The following is a 16,390-nucleotide window of genomic DNA, read 5'->3' as shown; positions in this document are numbered from 1 at the left end:
AGCACTCCTTAGCGAATACCAGCACGCATAAAAGATTGAATAAACTGACGCTGGAAAATCAGGAACAGCACCAACAGCGGCAAGGTGGTCATCAAAGTGGCTGCACCAATCAGCGCCCATTGCACGCCCTGCTCCGGCGCCGAGAACAGCTGCAGGCCAACGGTAAGCGGCCGCACGTTGACGGAATCGGTGATCACCAGCGGCCAGAGGAAATCATTCCAGTGGAAGCTGATCGACACCAGCGCAAACGCCACATAAATCGGCTTCGCCAGCGGAATATAAATCTTGCGCAGAATGTAAAAGCGGCTGGCACCTTCCACAATCGCCGCCTCTTCCAATACCAGCGGAATACTTTTAAAGGTCTGGCGTAGCAGAAAGATGGCGAAGGCCGAGGAGAAATACGGCAGCGCGATGCCGGTCAGCGTATCGCGGAAACCCAGCGCGCCGATGGTTTTGTAGTTATTCAGAATCAGCACGTCGGGGCTGATCATCAGCTGCAGCAGGATCAGCGCGAAGATCGCGCCGGAAAATTTCAGGCGGAAGCGCACTAACGCGTAAGCGGCCATGGTCGCCAGAATCAGTTGCACCACCACAATCATCAGCACCAGCAAGCTGGTATTGAGGAAGTAGCGACCAAAGGGCGCGGCGTGCCAGGCATTAACAAAGTTCTGCAAGGTCAGCGGCGAAAAAAGCGAAAAGCTCGCCTGATCGGATGCCGGATGAATCGCCACCCAAAACGCTACCAGAATCGGTAAAAACCACAGCAACGCGGCAAGCCCAATTGCCGTATTCAGACACAGGCGACCAAACGTGATTGTCGGCTTCATTGGTAATGGGCTCGCTTGTCCAGCAGATTGAATTTAAGCAGCGCAATTGCGGCGAGAATCAACAGCAGCACCACCGTCATTGCCGCCGCGGCGGGCATATCCCAGAAGCTGAAAGCGGTGCGATAGATGTAGAACAGCAGCAGGCTACTGCTGTTATTCGGCCCGCCGTTGGTCATCGCGATCACCTGATCGACGATGCGAAACGCATTCATCGAGGCATTGATCAGCACAAACAGCGTGGTGGGCATCAGCAGCGGCCACTGTACGCGGCGGAAGAAATAGCGGCGTGACGCCCCTTCTATCTGCGCGGCTTCGCTCAGGCGCGGATCGATCTGCTGCAAAGCGGCGAGATAAAAGATCATAAAGAAGCCCGCTTCGCGCCATACCGATACCGCCATCAAACAGTACAACGCACTACCCGGTTCGCCGAGCCAGTTAATCGCCGGCAAGGAAAACAGCGCCAGCAGCTTATTCAGCAAACCCAGCTGCGGCGTGTAGAAGAACAGCCACAGATTGGCGATGGCGATCATCGGCAGCAGCGAAGGAATAAAGAACGCAGTGCGCACCAGCGCATTGGCACGCATGTGACGATTGACCGCCAGCGCCATCAGCAGCGCCAGCGTTACCGCCAGCGGAATGGTGATCAACGCATACAGCAGGTTATTCCACAGCGACTGAATGAAGATGTCGTCATCCAGCAGCGCAAGATAGTTATCCAGCCCAACAAAATGGGCTGGACGACCGTTACGTGCTGCGCTGAACAGGCTTTCCCATACGGTCGCAACCGCCGGATAGTGGGTGAACAGCAGTAAAAAGCTCAGTGCCGGCAAAATCAGCAGATAGCCATACAGCTGCATCGACCATAACCGGGGACGACGAACCGGCGCAACGGTGAGCATCGTGCTCGTCATTATTGATAAGACTTCAGCAGACGATCGGCTTGCTTCTGCGCACCTTCGAGTGCTTCGGCTGGCGTTTTCGCCTGCGTCACTGCAGCTTCTACCGCGTGATTGAGCGCATCCTGAATCTGCACGCTGTTGTAAGTCGAGAGTTCTGGCTGCGCATACTTCAGCTGTTCACGCGCCACCAATGCCTGAGGAACCTCTTTAACGTAATCCTTCATCACCGTGTTATCCCATGCCGCCGGAGAGGTCGCTACATAACCGGTGGCGATGCTCCAGCGCGCCGCCTGCTCGGGTGAGGTTACCCAACGGATAAACTCCATCGCCGCTTTCTGCTGTTCTGGTGAGGTATTTTTGAAGACATACAGGTTACCGCCGCCGGTTGGGCTGCCGCGCTGGGTTTTCTCCGGCAGCATCGCCACACCGAACGGGAATTTCGCATTATCACGCACGTTGGTCAGGTTGCCGGTGGTGGTCACCATCATGGCAGTTTTGCCGCTGATGAAGTCCTGCGGCGTGGTGCCCCACGCAATGGCACCCTTCGGCGACACCTCCTCTTTCTGGCCGAGATCGGTCAGCCACTGCAGCGTTTCCACGTTGCCCGGCGTATTGAAGTGCACCGCGGTGCCTTTGCCGTTATCCAGACGACCGCCGTTGGTGGCGGACAAGCCCTGGAAGTTCCAGTAGCCGTTTGGCGTGGACGGAATCTCGATGCCCCATTGGCTGACGCCGTTAGCATCTTTGATCGTGAGTTTCTTACTGAATTCGACCACCTGCTGCCAGTTGGCCGGTGGCGTATCGGCGTTTAAACCGGCTTTCTCGAACGCCTGTTTGTTCCAGTACATCACCACAGTTGAACGCTGGAACGGTACGCCCCACACTTTGCCGTCAATATGACGCAGAAACGCCGGATAGAAACCGTCGATCCATTTTTTGCCTTCCTCACCCTGCGCTAAATCGCTGGCCGCCACAATCGCACCGGCATCAATCAGTGAATACGCTTCGATATCGCCGATCACCGCCAGCTGCGGTGCGTTGCCACCACGAAAGGCGGTCAGCGCTTTGGTCACAGTGGTGGCGTAGTCACCGGTATACACCGGCTGAATGCTCACGTCCGGATGCACTTTCTGGAAATCCGCCACCAGCGAATCCACGGTGTGGCTCGCTTTGCCGCCCACCGCGATCGGGTAATACATTTGCAGCTTGACCGGTTCAGCCGCAAAAGCTGAGGTGGTGATGGCGAGGACTAATGCAGAAAGACGTGAATAACGAATCGCAGACATGATTTTCCCTTGGGCAAATGACAACGGTTAAACAGCGTATTTTTTCTGTGAAGCAAACATTTGTTGTTCGGCTGGTGCGCAGCGCTTACCGCTCTCGCGATGAAACAGATATTGCCGCGCGGCGGACCACTGCAATCCCACTTCACTGCCATCGGTGAAGCGCTGCATGCCCGGCACTTTAATGGTCAGCGGTTCGCTGATGCCAGCAAGCAGGCACACCAGCAAGGTATCAGCGCCCATATATTCAGAACCGATCACCCGCGCGGTCAGCGCCGCCTGTTCTGCGGCGATAAGATGGATATCCTCGGCACGTAATCCGAGGCTCAGCGGCGCGTCGCGGTATTCCACTACCGGCGCGGTGAGATGCAGCAGATAGTGATGCGCGCCATTGCGCTGCAGCGGCAGGATGTTCATCGGCGGTGCGCCAATGAACTGTGCGGCAAACACGCTGGCGGGATTGTTGTAGAGATCGTCTGGCGTGCCGTGCTGTTCAATGTGGCCATCGTTGAGCAGGATAATGCTATCGGCCATGCTCATCGCTTCAGTCTGATCGTGCGTGACGTACAGCATGGTCAAACCGAGTTTTTTCTGAAGCGCGCGGATTTCACGGCGCATGCTTTGCCGCAGCCTGGCGTCGAGGTTCGACAGCGGCTCATCCATTAAACACAGCGTGTTATTGGCGATCACCGCACGGCCCAGCGCCACGCGCTGCTGCTGTCCGCCGGAGAGCTGCGATGGCAAACGATCCAGCAGCTTATCCAGCTCCATTAGCTTGCTGACATTATCCAGGCGTGCAGCAAACGACTGTTTCTCCTCGCCGCGCGCTTTCAAACCAAACAGCAGGTTTTCACGCACGTTAAGGTGGGGAAACAGCGCGTAAGATTGAAACACCATCGATAGCTTGCGTTGCGACGGCGGCAGATGGGTGATGTCGGCGTGTTTAAAGTGGATCGCCCCGCGATCGGCTGTTTCCAGCCCGGCGATGGTACGCAGCAGCGTCGATTTACCGCAGCCCGATGGACCGAGCAGCGCGACAAACGCGCCTTCTGCCGCGTCGAAGCTGATGTCGTCCAGGGCGGTTTTCTCGCCCCAGGCTTTAGTGATGTGGTGAAGCGAAAGGTGGCTCATGCATCCGCAATCCAGAAATCAGAATGGCGGTAAGCTAGCGGAAGGAAATGAAGTTTTTATGTCATTGCGGTGACCGCGCGGTTAAAGGCCACCGAAGGGTCATCATTAATGACGACCTTCAAACATGAATCACTGATTAAAATAATGCTGATGCAAAATCGCAGCCCCATCATCAATCGCTTTCATCAATATCTTTTCACTGGTGACCGCATCGCCGGCTTGTAACGCTTCCAGCAGGTGATCATAGTTATGATGCCCATTCACCACCTCGGCTGGCTGCGGATAAAGATAATTAAAGCACGGACCGATCTGCACCCAAAGCTGTTCGATCAGCGCCTCCAGCGTAGGCATTTGCGCATAGCCATAGAGCGTAAAACGGAACGCGCGATTGGCTTCTAACGCCGCCTCGGCATCACCGCTTTGTTTGGCTTGCATAAAGCGCGCGCAGAGTTTTTTCAGCTCAGAAATCTGTTTTTTTCCCAAAAATGGCGTCGCCGCCCTCACCGCTAAACCTTCAAGCTGCTTACGAATCAGCGTAATCTCATCAAAGCGCTGGCGCGTCATTTCCGGGACCAGAAACGCCGCAGCTGGCGTGGCATCTAATGCTCCGGCAGAAACCAGTCGCAACAAGGCTTCACGCACCGGCGTGATGCTGGTACCCAATTGAGCCGCCAAATCGCGCGTCACCAGCCGTGCGCCAGGTTTTAACTTGCCAACAATCAGCGCGCTGCGCAGTGACGATTCCACCTGCGCGGTCAAACTCATGCGCTGCGCTTTATCCATTTCGATCATACGTTGAGGGCCTTCTACTGAATTTCGCAAATGGTAAGTTATTTTTAATGTTTTATTGCCAACTCGCCAGATTATAGGATATATCATGTATTACAAATAAGCACAGTCTTGATTCTGGCAGTATCCACTCTTTTCACTACCTTGCCGTTGGCAATTTTGGGAAACGTTATGAGATTACCTGCAGTGAAGTTTGCCACCACCGCGTTGCTATTTGCTCTGATGCCAGCCGTACAGGCAGCGGAACTGACCATTGGCCAACCCACGTCTGCCACGGCGATGGATCCCGGCTTTCTCAAAGAATCTGCCACCTTAGTCGACAACATCTTCGATACCTTAGTACGCCGTGCCGATGACATGTCATTACAGCCGGGCTTAGCCACTGAGTGGAAAGCGATTAACGAAACCACCTGGCAATTTACCCTGCGCCAGGGCGTGAAATTTACCGATGGCGAGCCGGTGAACGCCGAAGCGGTGAAATTCTCCATCGATCGTATTTTAGACCCCGCTAATCACGCACCGACCATTTCCTATATCCGCACCATCAAATCGGTGGACGTGATCAACGACTATCAGGTGCAGATCCACACCAACGGCCCGGATCCTCTGCTGCCCACGCGCATGAGCCGCTACCCGGCTTACATTGTGCCGCCAGCGTACGTGAAGAAAGTCGGCGCCAGCGAGTTCGCACGCAAACCGGTAGGCAGCGGCGCTTACAAGCTGGATAGCTTTATCCCGGATGAAAAAGTGGTGATGGTCGCCAATGAAACTTACTGGCGCGGCAAACCGGCGATTGACCGCGTTACCTGGCGTCCGATTCCCGAAGCCACCGCACGCCTCACCGCACTGCTGACCGGCGAAGTGCAGCTGATTGAAAGCGTGCCAGCCGATTTAGTCCCCGCGCTGAAAAATCGCCCCAACGTCGAACTGGAACAGGTGAAAGGCGGCGGACTGACGATTTATCTCGGCCTTAAAGATGATGAGAAACCGCTGAGTGATGTGCGCGTCCGTCAGGCGCTTTCGCTGGCGTTAAACCGTCAGGCTTATACCCAACAGCTGCTGCACGGTTTCGGTACGCCAACCGGCACCATGGCCGGTGCTAATGACTTTGGTTATCTGGCGGTTCCGGCCACCGCGCAGGATGTGGCGAAAGCCAAGTCGCTGCTAGCTGCAGCCGGTTACGCAAACGGCTTTAGCCTGCGCTTCCAGGCGCCGCGCCGCTATATTGCCAGCGCCGATGTAGCCCAAGCCATCGTGCAGGATTTAGCCGCCATTGGCGTGAAAGCCGAGCTGGAAGTGCCGGAATGGTCGGTTTACACCCAGCAGGTCGCGTCTCAGAAACAGGCTCCGATGTATATGCTGGCGTGGGGATCCACGCAGACGCTGGATGCCGATGCCGCGCTGTTCCCCATCCTGCGCAGCGGCGAGCCCTATTCCACCGTGCATGATGCAGAGCTGGATAAGCTGCTCGACCAAAGCCGTCAGATTGTCGATCCCGTTGCGCGCAAAAAAGTGTTAGAGCAGATTCAGCAACGCGTCGCGGAACAACAGCCGCTGCTGCCGCTGTACCGTGAAGATACCTTGTATGCGCACAGCACGTCGCTCAACTTCAAAGGCCGCGTCGATGCCCGCATCCCGCTGTTTGATCTGAGGCTGAAATGATTTCACCGGGCACCGTGCTGCAGCGCCGTCCACGCCGCCTGATTTACGGCGATGCGGTAATCGGCAGCCTTTTGCTGATCGTGGTGATTGCCGCGGCGCTGCTCTCTCCGTGGCTGCCGTTGCCCGATGCCTTAAGTAACAATCTCAATGAGATGTTCCTGCCGCCGGGTTCGCCCGGTGCGCAAGCTACGCATTGGCTCGGCACCGATCAACTGGGGCGTGATCTGCTGGCGCGCATTCTCTCCGGCACGCGCTTGTCGCTGCTGGTGGTGTTGGTCGCGGCGGCGATTGGCGCGGTGATTGGCGTCGCGCTCGGTATGATCGCCGGTTACGCCGGCGGTTGGGTTGATGCGCTGATCATGCGCCTGATCGACATCCAGCTGGCGGTGCCGTTTATTCTGTTGATTCTGCTAGTGATTGCGCTGATGGGTGCGTCACTGACCAACATCATTGTGATTATGGGCTGCACCAGTTGGGCGATTTATGCCCGCGTGGCGCGCGCCAAAACCTTAGAGATTCGGGAACTTGAATATATTCAGGCGGTGCGCGCCATGGGCTTTTCGCCGCTGCGCATACTGCTACGGCATATCCTGCCCAATCTGCTGACGCCGCTGGTGGTGTTGCTAACGCTGGATATCCCACGCCTGATCGTGCTCGAAGCCTCAGTGGGTTTTCTCGGCATGGGCATTCAGCCACCCACGCCAACGCTGGGCAACCTGATTGGCGAAGGTCGCTCTTACATGCTGCTGTCGCAATGGCTGGTGCTCTATCCCGGTTTGGTGATTGCGGCGCTGGTGATTGGCTGCAACCTGCTCGGCGATGCGCTGCTACGTCGCACGCATACAAGGCTGGATTAAGATGCTGAACATTCTGCTCAATCGCCTTGGCCAATCGGTATTAGTGCTGCTCGGCGTGTCGCTGCTGATTTTCTTTAGCCTGCACATGACGGGCGATCCGGCGGCGCTGATGATGCCGCCCGGCTCCAGCCAGCAGGAGATCGCTACTTTTCGTCATAGCATGGGCTTTGATCGTCCGCTGCTGTGGCAATACAGCCACTATCTTGGCGGCGTGCTGCACGGGGATTTTGGTGAATCGCTGCGCTACAGCCAGCCGGTATTGGCGTTGATTGCCGAACGTCTGCCGGCGACGGCGCTGCTGGCGGTGAGTGCGCTGGCATGGAGTTCGCTGCTCGGTCTGCTGCTCGGCATTATCAGCGCCCTGAGACCGCACAGCCTGTGGGATTTGTTATGTCGCCTGTTGGCCTTCTCCGGCCAGGCGATTCCGGTGTTCTGGCTCGGGCTGCTGCTGATTCTGCTGTTCAGCCTGAAGTTACAGTGGCTGCCCTCCAGCGGTTACGGCACTTTCGCCGCGCTGGTAATGCCGGCGCTCAGTCTGGGTGCGTTTTACATGAGCGCCGTGGCACGCCTGACGCGCGCCAGCCTGCTGGATGTGCTGCAACAGGATTATATCCGCACCGCGCGCGCCAAAGGGCTCAGCGCCTGGCGCATCGTGGTACGCCACGGTTTGCGTAACGCACTGATTCCGGTGATCACCGTACAGGGCATGTATTTCGCCTCGCTGCTCGGCGGCGCACTGGTGACTGAGATTATTTTTGCCTGGCCGGGCATTGGTCGTCTGGCGATTCAGGCGATTCAAAACCGCGATTTCCCGCTGGTGCAGGCGATTGTGTTGCTCGCCGCCGTGGTGTTTGTGGCGATCAATTTGCTGATCGACCTGCTCTATCTGGTGCTGAACCCGAGGATTCGTTTATGAGTCGCCTTGACGCCACGCTTGAACTGCTGAGTGAACTGACGCGCTGGCCAAGCGTGGCCGGTCAGTTATCCTCGCAGCGCGGGTTGGCTGCCTGGCTGGAACAGTGGATGGTGGCGCAGCTGAATGCCGCGATCGTCTATCCGGTGGCGTCTCAAACCGATGATGTCCCGCCGCTGGTCCATGTACGCATCGATAACGGCAGCAGCAAAACCGTGGTGCTGTACAACATGTATGACGTAATGCCTGCGGATGATGCCGGCTGGGATGTGCCGCCGTTTGTCGGTGGCGTGTGTCACTGGGACGATCTCGGCGCGGTATTTGTCGGACGCGGTGCAGAGAACAATAAAGGCCCGGTCGCCGCCCTGCTGATTCTGCTACGCGAACTGCAGCAGAGCCAGCAGCTCGATTTTAATATCGAAATCCTGCTTGAAGGTGAAGAGGAAGTGGGCAGCGGCGCGCTGCGGCGTTATCTGGCGCAACAGCCTTGCCCGATTGCTCCCGCTGAAGCGGTGCTGTTTCCGTCACTGTGTGAATACGGTGGCGGCGCACCGCGCGTCTATCTCGGCTTTACCGGACTGGCCAGCGGACGCCTCAGCGTCACCGGCGGCGCATGGGGCGGACCGTCCTCCGCGATTCATGCCAGCAATGCCGGTTGGATCGCCAATCCGGCGTGGCGCTTAGTACAGGCATTAGATGCCATCGCGCCAGCAGAACACAGCGGCGTATTGGCGTGTCACGCCACGGACGATGAGGCGAATCAATTATTGGCGACCTTAGCCGCCGAATTCAGCATCGATGACGAACTGCAGTTCCGTCGCAGTCAGCGCCTGATGATCGCCGGCGATACGCTGAGCTGCCTGCAAACGCTGCTTGGCAGCGCGGTCTTGACGCTGGCAGAACTGCACAGCGATCCGCCAGGCGGACGCGGCGTCATCCCGTTCCGTGCCAGCGCGGAGCTGGCGTTTCGCATCCCGCCGGGTTTCGATCAGGACGCGATGATTGCCGACGTGCAGCAGCGGCTGGCACAAGCCGATTTAGCTGGCAGCGAGCTGCACCTGTTTGATCGCTATCCCGGCGTGCGCTTTAGTCGCAGCGCCAGCGGCGTCGATGCCCTGATCGCCAGCTATCAAACGCTGGGCGCGGCACCGCAAATCTGGCCGTGGGCGCCGGGCTGTGCGCCCGCCTACGCTTTCGCGGCCGTTGCGCCCGCCTTTCTGATTGGCGGATTAGGCCACGGCGGCAACGCGCACGCCGTCAATGAGTTTGTCACGCTGGCGGGACTCGAACGCTTCCAGCAATCCATGAGCTTATGGCTCAACGCATTCAATGATTCGGCCATTGGCCGGGTCGCGCCTCACCAGGGAAACACCGCAGTACACAAAAATAAAGGTAGTAAATAATGAAATCAGTAGAAGAGTTTGAACGCGTTCCGCTCGGCTTCTTCCCCACTCCTCACGAGCCGCTGCCGCGGCTCAGTGAGGCACTTGGGATTACGCTGACGATCAAACGTGATGACTACAGTGGCTTCGGCGGCGGCGGCAACAAAGTCCGCAAGCTGGAGTATCTGATGGCGGAGGCCTGCAAAACAGGCGTGAATGTGGTGATCACCACCGGCGGGCATCAGTCGAACCACGCCCGCATGGTGGCTGCCGCCGCACGCAAGTTTGGTATGCGTCCGGTGCTGGTGTTGCGAGGCAATCCGCCCGCAAGCTGGCAGGGTAATCTGCTGCTGGATAAGCTGTTCGGGGCCGAGGTGCAGTTCCTCGATCCCGACGGCTATTTCAGCCAGATTGAAGGTGCGATGCAGGCGCACGCGGATGCGGCTCTCGCGCAAGGTGAAACCCCCATGATTATTCCGCTGGGTGGCGCAACGCCACTCGGCGCATTGGGTTATGTACGCGCAGTGGAAGAGTTAGCGGCGCAGCTGGCACCCAGCCAGATGCCCGCACCCGATTTCATCGTCGCGCCCACCGGTTCCGGCGGCACGCTGGCGGGATTGCATGTGGGCACGCGTCGCTATTGGCCCAATACTAAGGTGATTGGCGTGAGCGTCAGCGCCAAAGCCGACTGGTTCCAGCCACGCATTGCCAGCATGGCGCAGGATTGTGCCGATCTGCTGCAATGGCCGCAGCAGTGGCAGCCGGAGGATATCTGGATTGAGGATGGTTATGTCGGTCAGGCGTACGGCGTGCCATCGGACGGCGGCATCGCTGCCATCTATCAACTCGCCCAACTGGAAGGCGTGCTGCTGGATCCGGTCTACACCGGTAAAGCGATGCACGGCCTGTTCTCGCTGGTCGAACAGGGGCGCATTCCGCAGGGATCGCGCGTCACCTTCGTGCATTGTGGCGGTTCTCCGGCGCTTTATCCCTTCGCCGATCGCCTGCTGGAGGCGTAATGGAAGCCTTATTGCGTGTACTGGATGAAGCCACCGTCGCGCAATTAGGCGGCGGGGATGTCGCTTTGGCGCTGGAAGACGTCAAAGCGGTGATTCAGCTGATGCGTCTCGGCGAGGCGCAGATGCCCGCCGAAAATCACATCGACCTCGGTACGCCGCTCGGTAAAGCGTATGCCTTACCGGCGCTCGTTGGCGGCAGCTACAATGCCGCAGGCGTGAAGTGGACGGCACATCGTCCACAGCGACCAGATGCGTTGCCCGCCGCCTTAGCCTTAACCCTGATTAACGATGCGCAGAGCGGCATTCCGCGCGGCTTGCTGGCCAGCGGGGCACTCACCGCGGCGCGCACTGCGGCGGTGAGCGCACTGGCGTTACAGCTGGCCGCACCGCGTCCGGTAAAGCGCGTGCTGCTGCTCGGCGCCGGTTTACATGCTCAGGCACATCTGCGCATGCTGCAGCAGTTGTTTCCGCAGCTGGAACAGATTGGCGTGTGGAATCGCTCTCCTTTTAAACTCAGTGCGTTGCGCGAAGTGCAAATCGAAACCGATCTGCCGCTCGCTCTGGCGCAGCCTTATGACGCCGTGCTGACCTGTACCAGCGCCGACCAGCCGATTGTCGACGCCGCAGCGGTACGTCCCGGTAGGATCATTGTGCAGGTCGGTTATCACGAAGTGAGTTTTGCCGCCATCAAAGCCAGCAGCAAGGTGGTGGTGGATGCGTGGGGCGATTTTGCCCAGCGCAGCGCCAAAAGCCTGTTCCAGATGTTCCGCGCCGGGGAGTTTGCTGAGCAGGATGTGGCGGCCGATCTCGCCGCGCTGCTGCTGGATCACTGGCGTCCACAGCCCGATAACAGCGTCTATTTTTCCTCGTTTGGACTCAATGTATTTGATATCGCCCTCGCCGCCCGCGTGCTACAGGCCGCCGAGCACGACGAACTCGGTTCGTTGCAGTCGCTGTTTTCAGGAGTCCTGCATGATCATTGATGTGCTTTCACTGCATCAGCGCCAGGCGCGCGGCGAAGCGTTTCTGCTGATCGATGTCCGCGAATTTGCCGACTGGCAACGCGCCACCTTGCCTGGCGCGCAGCACTGTAACGTCTACGACTATTTTATTGAGGATTGCAGCGAGGCAGGTTTAGCGGTGATGGCAGCCGAAGCCGCCACCGCGCTGCAGCCGATGTTTACCGCATATCCCAACGCCACGCCGGTGTTTTTCGAGCAGCAGGTTGGCATGCGTTCACCGCGCGGCGCCTGGTTCGCCTGGCTGCTCAAGCGTGATGATGCGCTGATTCTGGATGGCGGCGTGGATGCCTGGATTGCGGCAGGCTATGAACTCGCGCCGGGATTGGGATTAAGCCGCACCGTGGCGCATCCACCGGCAGCCATCGCACCCGCGTGGAATCGCGAGCTGGTGTGCAGCCGGGAACAGGTTTTAGCAGCGGATGGCGTGGCGGTGATCAACGTGGATGCCCGTCGCCCCAGCGAGTTTGACGGCAGCTTTGCGCATGCCTGCTGCCAGCGCGCGGGACGGATTCCGCATTCTCAGCTGCTGTTCTGGGAAGATGTCATCGCCAACGGCCATTTCTTATCAGCGCAGCAGATTGCCGCACGCGCCGAGGCGGCAGGACTGAGTAAAAACGCGAAGTTGCAGGTTTATTGCCATCGTGGTGCCCGCGCCGCCACGGTGTTGGCGGCGTTAAAACTGGCGGGCTATCCCCATGTTTCGGTGTACGTCGGTTCCTGGCACGAATGGGCCGAACATCACGAACTGCCACTGTTACACGGCGGCTGATCGCAGCGCCAGCGCCTGCTGCACGTCCGGCGCAGCGGCGAGCAGTTGGCGGGTGTAATTGTCCTGTGGATGGTTAATCACGCTGGCGGTCGCGCCCGATTCCACAATCCTGCCGTGATACATCACCACCACGCGATCGCACAACTGACGCACCGCGCCGAGATCGTGGCTGATAAACAGCACCGATAATCCCAGCTTGTGGCGCAGCGTATTAAACAGCGCCAGAATCTGCCCGCGCACCGATAAATCCAGCGCCGCTACCGCTTCATCCGCCACCAGCAGCTTCGGCTCCATCGCCAGCGCGCGCGCAATGGCAATACGCTGACGCTGGCCGCCCGAGAACGCGCCCGGCAGACGGGTGGCATGTTCGGCTTTCAATCCCACCAACGCCAGCAGCTCTTTGACTCGCGCATCCACCGCCGCGCCTTTGCGCAGTTGCCAGACGCGCAGCGGTTCGGCGATCTGCTCACCAACCGGGATTTTCGGATTCAGGCTGGCATAAGGATCCTGGAAAATAATCTGCGTGTGGCGACGTAAGCTATGCAGCTGACGTCCTTGCAAATGCTGCCCCTGAAAATGCACTTCGCCGCCATCCGCCGTAATCAGGCCAATCGCCGCGCTGCCCAATGTGGTTTTACCGGAGCCGGATTCGCCAATCAGTCCGACAATTTCGCCCTGCGCAATCGACAGATTCGCCGGATGCAACACGGTTTGCCGTTTGGCCGGCCACAGCGGCATGCGGCGCGGCAGCGGATAGCTTTTACTGATGTCGCGCAGCACCAGCAGCGGCGGCTGTGCAACCGGCGCAGTCGCCTCGGGGATTTGCGCTGCCGAAGCAGCAATCAATTTGCGCGTGTAAGGATGCGTTGGCGCGCCGAGCGTACTCAGCACCGCACCCTGTTCAACCAGCTGCCCTTGCTGCATCACGCAGACGCGGTCGGCGTAGCGCGCCACCACCGAGAGATCGTGGGTGATCAACAAGATCCCCATGCCCATCTCCTGCTGCAGTTCCTGCAACAGTGCCAGAATCTGCGCCTGAATAGTCACGTCCAGCGCGGTGGTAGGCTCATCGGCAATCAATAACTCCGGCTGACCGCTGATGGCGCTGGCGATCATCACCCGTTGCCGCATGCCACCCGACAGCTGATGGATATACTGCCGCGCGCGCTGCGCCGGATTGACGATGCCGACGCGATCCAGCAGCGCTATCGCTTCCTGCTGCGCCTGTTTCCAGCCAAACTGACGATGCCGCACCAGCACTTCGGCAATCTGTTCACCAATACGCAGCGTGGGATTCATGCTGGTCATCGGCTCCTGAAACACCGTGGCGATGCGGCAACCACGCAATTGCTGGGTTGTGCGCGCATCCAGCGGCTCGCCATTGAACACCACGCGGCCGCCACTCTGCTGCACGCCCGCCGGCAACAAACTCATCAGCGCCAGCGAGGTCAAGGTTTTGCCAGATCCCGATTCGCCAACTAACGCCAGGATTTCCTTGCGATCGAGATGAAAAGAGATGTTATCCACCAGCAAGCGCTGATCGTGAGTGTGCAGCGAGAGATTTTCAACCGAGAGCAAGCGCGCGTTAGTCATCAGGCAGGGATTCTCAACAAGGAAAAATACAGGATATATCCTGAACATAGCACGAACAAGACCGTTACGTTATGGCACTGCGCGTGGCGGCATAAGGCTGTACGCCAGGTTTAAAATACGCCGTATTAACGGCGATGATCGCCGGTGATGTCCTAATGAATAAACCCAGTGAAGCGTTTAACTAAATCTTCTCCTGCGACAAACTCAGAATGGTGCGAATGTTCTGTGCGGTGGTGGCGATAATATCGATCGCGCCAGTGCGCAGTGCGCCGAGGATCGCCATCGCTTTGGTATTTTCCGCGGCAATGGCAATCACGCAGGGAATCTTGCGTAGTTCATCAATGCTCAGCCCAATGACGCGATCGTTCATCACGGTATCCACGTGCTGGCCCTGCGAATTAAAGAAGTCGTAGCCGGCGACATCGCCCGTCACGCCCTGATTAACGCTGGCGTCGATGATTTCGTGCGGTGTGAACCAGCCGAGTTTCACCATATAGCTGTTTTCGTTCATGTCGCCGATGCCCACCAGCGCCACGTCGGCTTTACGCGCGCGGTCCAGCGTCTCTTTGATGGTGCCGTTTTGCATAAACGCATCGCGCAACGCGCGGTTCTCAACATAAGCGGGCGCGTAAAGCGTTTCGCTGATGCCGCCGAACTTCTTCGCCAGACGACGGCTGATATGGTCGGCGTTAATGGCATCACCGGGACGATGCGTGCCGCCAATACCGCTGATAAACAGACAATTACGCGTCGGCACCTGGCCGGGATAATCGGCGACAGCGGCCACGTTGCGTCCTTGACCAACGGCAACAATGGCGTCGTCTTTCAGCGACTGCGCTAAATGTGACGACACCAGCGCGGCGACCTGACGTCGCTGCTCTTCCTGATCGGGCTGATCGAGCGCTATCAGCGCACGTTGCAGTTGTGGGAAGCGATTTTGCAGCTGTTGTTCGAGGCGGGTGCTGAAGACTGGATGGTAACGCACGTTGATTTCGACGATGCCCTCTTCGCGTGCGCGTTTGAGCAACCGGCCGACTTTAATGCGGGAAATACCAAACTTACGCGCGATCTCCTCCTGGGTGATTTCGTCCTGATAATAGGCAACAGCTATTTCCGTCAGCAGCTCGGAGTCCTGAGAAAGCGTGTTTTTTTCCATCCGTAACCTGTCTTATTTGAGATCGTGTATTAATGCCATTCGGTTAAGTACTGATTGCAATAACCGCACCTACTGTAGCGGCGCGATTCATCGCGCAACAAATTGCGCCGCTACAGTAGGTGCGTGCTGTTTGGTCTTAACTGACATGATTACACCAAAGGAAGGAGTTATATCATTGATACGACTCGCTTCGCCAGACCACAGCGCCGCGAGTCGATCGAGCGTCACGCTTAGCGCTTGATGGCGTCGATTTTCAGCATACGGGCAATCACGATATCCAGCTCTTTCTGATCGAAGATCTGTTTCCAGTCAGGTTTCACAATCTTCTCACGACCGTACTCCATGGCGATCATGCAGGCATCCGAGAACGGGTTGGTCGCGCGGAACGCCACGGCGAGCGCGATCTGAATATGGCCGTACAACATCGCTTTAGCCGCTTCTTCCGGCACGCCGCTGTGCTTCACGGTTTCATCCAGCGCCTCTTTCATAAACGCACCCACCATGCAGGCTACGGTTTCCACCAGCGTCGGTTCCAGATACGCCAGCTGCGTCACGGTGACCCAATGCACCTGCTCCACCGGGCCGTACATCACGCTGATCACCTTGCTCAGCTCGGCTTTCTGCTCATCAGAACCAGTTTCATAGGAAGCCGCCACGTGCTGAATCGCCGCGATACCGCCAAAGGCATCGGCATGTTCTTCTTTGGTGTAACGCTCAAGGAATACCGACGGATGGCAAGGATGCGCCACCGCGTATTCAATGCCATCACGATGGGCGATCAGATTGGCGTAGGCCGCCGCCGGATCCAGCGTCAGCAGAATCGCGCCCGGTTTCATCTGTGGCACCACGCCTTCAGACACTTTGCCCAGCACGATATCCGGCACCGCCAGAATCACCACGTCGCTCAATGGCACCACGGAGGCGGCATCAGAAAGTTCGCGCCCCTGCGCGCTCACCTGCTCTTGCGCCTTGGGGGAGTTCTCACAGTAAAACACCTGGTAATCGCTTTTCTGGAAGTTGGCAGAAATACGCATACCCATTTTGCCGCCCGCGCCAATCACGGTGATGGTTTTCAGTTGCACGCTCAT

At 58.1% G+C, this 16,390-nt stretch carries 15 protein-coding genes; 7 read left to right on the top strand and 8 right to left on the bottom strand.

The window, feature by feature from the left end:
• Positions 1 to 8: 8 nt before the first annotated feature.
• The 5 genes from IB226_RS04705 to IB226_RS04685 form a co-directional block, all read right to left on the bottom strand.
• On the bottom strand, positions 9 to 827 hold the full coding sequence (locus tag IB226_RS04705; protein ID WP_154193388.1) for a carbohydrate ABC transporter permease: 819 nt from the start codon (positions 825 to 827) through the stop codon (positions 9 to 11).
• Positions 824 to 1,738 carry a carbohydrate ABC transporter permease gene (locus tag IB226_RS04700; RefSeq protein ID WP_192233837.1) on the bottom strand — a complete coding sequence of 305 codons (915 nt, stop codon included), beginning with the start codon at positions 1,736 to 1,738 and terminating at the stop codon, positions 824 to 826. The genes IB226_RS04705 and IB226_RS04700 overlap by 4 nt, the downstream gene beginning before the upstream one ends.
• A complete protein-coding gene (locus IB226_RS04695; protein ID WP_192233835.1) occupies positions 1,738 to 3,012 on the bottom strand; it encodes an ABC transporter substrate-binding protein in 1,275 nt (424 codons plus the stop codon). Before IB226_RS04695 ends, IB226_RS04700 begins: the two co-directional genes overlap by 1 nt.
• 27 nt (positions 3,013 to 3,039) lie before the next feature.
• A complete protein-coding gene (locus IB226_RS04690; protein ID WP_192233833.1) occupies positions 3,040 to 4,140 on the bottom strand; it encodes an ABC transporter ATP-binding protein in 1,101 nt (366 codons plus the stop codon).
• Between the two features lie 129 nt (positions 4,141 to 4,269).
• Positions 4,270 to 4,932 (bottom strand): GntR family transcriptional regulator, encoded by a 663-nt coding sequence (locus IB226_RS04685; RefSeq protein WP_101764418.1) that lies wholly within the window; start codon positions 4,930 to 4,932, stop codon positions 4,270 to 4,272.
• A gap of 168 nt (positions 4,933 to 5,100) precedes the next feature.
• On the opposite strand from IB226_RS04685, the gene IB226_RS04680 reads away from it, so the two are divergent.
• Genes IB226_RS04680 through IB226_RS04650 form a run of 7 tightly spaced genes read left to right on the top strand, consistent with a single transcriptional unit; the run spans position 5,101 to position 12,553 of the window.
• Positions 5,101 to 6,591, top strand: coding sequence for an ABC transporter substrate-binding protein (locus IB226_RS04680; RefSeq protein WP_192233831.1), 1,491 nt, complete (start codon positions 5,101 to 5,103; stop codon positions 6,589 to 6,591).
• Complete coding sequence (locus IB226_RS04675; RefSeq protein ID WP_101764420.1) at positions 6,588 to 7,448, top strand: ABC transporter permease; 861 nt, start codon at positions 6,588 to 6,590, stop codon at positions 7,446 to 7,448. The genes IB226_RS04680 and IB226_RS04675 overlap by 4 nt, the downstream gene beginning before the upstream one ends.
• Before the next feature lies 1 nt (position 7,449).
• A complete protein-coding gene (locus tag IB226_RS04670; RefSeq protein WP_064738660.1) occupies positions 7,450 to 8,364 on the top strand; it encodes an ABC transporter permease in 915 nt (304 codons plus the stop codon).
• Positions 8,361 to 9,764: a M20 family metallopeptidase gene (locus IB226_RS04665; protein ID WP_192233829.1), complete on the top strand. Its 1,404-nt coding sequence runs from the start codon at positions 8,361 to 8,363 to the stop codon at positions 9,762 to 9,764. Before IB226_RS04670 ends, IB226_RS04665 begins: the two co-directional genes overlap by 4 nt.
• Positions 9,764 to 10,762, top strand: coding sequence for a 1-aminocyclopropane-1-carboxylate deaminase/D-cysteine desulfhydrase (locus IB226_RS04660; RefSeq protein WP_192233827.1), 999 nt, complete (start codon positions 9,764 to 9,766; stop codon positions 10,760 to 10,762). The genes IB226_RS04665 and IB226_RS04660 overlap by 1 nt, the downstream gene beginning before the upstream one ends.
• Complete coding sequence (locus tag IB226_RS04655) at positions 10,762 to 11,745, top strand: ornithine cyclodeaminase (protein WP_192233825.1); 984 nt, start codon at positions 10,762 to 10,764, stop codon at positions 11,743 to 11,745. The genes IB226_RS04660 and IB226_RS04655 overlap by 1 nt, the downstream gene beginning before the upstream one ends.
• The gene (locus IB226_RS04650) at positions 11,735 to 12,553 is read left to right on the top strand and encodes a sulfurtransferase (RefSeq protein WP_192233823.1); all 819 of its coding nucleotides are present in this window, start codon (positions 11,735 to 11,737) and stop codon (positions 12,551 to 12,553) included. The genes IB226_RS04655 and IB226_RS04650 overlap by 11 nt, the downstream gene beginning before the upstream one ends.
• On the opposite strand, the gene IB226_RS04645 is transcribed toward IB226_RS04650, so the two are convergent.
• From IB226_RS04645 to IB226_RS04635, 3 genes are all read right to left on the bottom strand, one after another.
• Positions 12,539 to 14,146, bottom strand: a complete 1,608-nt coding sequence (locus tag IB226_RS04645; RefSeq protein ID WP_192233821.1) for an ABC transporter ATP-binding protein — start codon at positions 14,144 to 14,146, stop codon at positions 12,539 to 12,541. The two genes, IB226_RS04650 and IB226_RS04645, sit on opposite strands and share 15 nt — an antisense overlap.
• A gap of 181 nt (positions 14,147 to 14,327) precedes the next feature.
• On the bottom strand, positions 14,328 to 15,302 hold the full coding sequence (locus IB226_RS04640) for a sugar-binding transcriptional regulator (protein ID WP_110866128.1): 975 nt from the start codon (positions 15,300 to 15,302) through the stop codon (positions 14,328 to 14,330).
• Positions 15,303 to 15,532: 230 nt separating this feature from the next.
• A complete protein-coding gene (locus IB226_RS04635) occupies positions 15,533 to 16,390 on the bottom strand; it encodes a phosphogluconate dehydrogenase C-terminal domain-containing protein (RefSeq protein WP_101764427.1) in 858 nt (285 codons plus the stop codon).

Origin of the sequence: Pantoea sp. PNT03 (assembly GCF_014852515.1) — a bacterium.
GTDB classification, from domain to species: Bacteria; Pseudomonadota; Gammaproteobacteria; order Enterobacterales; family Enterobacteriaceae; genus Pantoea; species Pantoea leporis.
The sequence above is the reverse complement of the archived record's forward strand: the minus strand, read 5'-3'. Positions and strand labels throughout refer to the sequence as shown.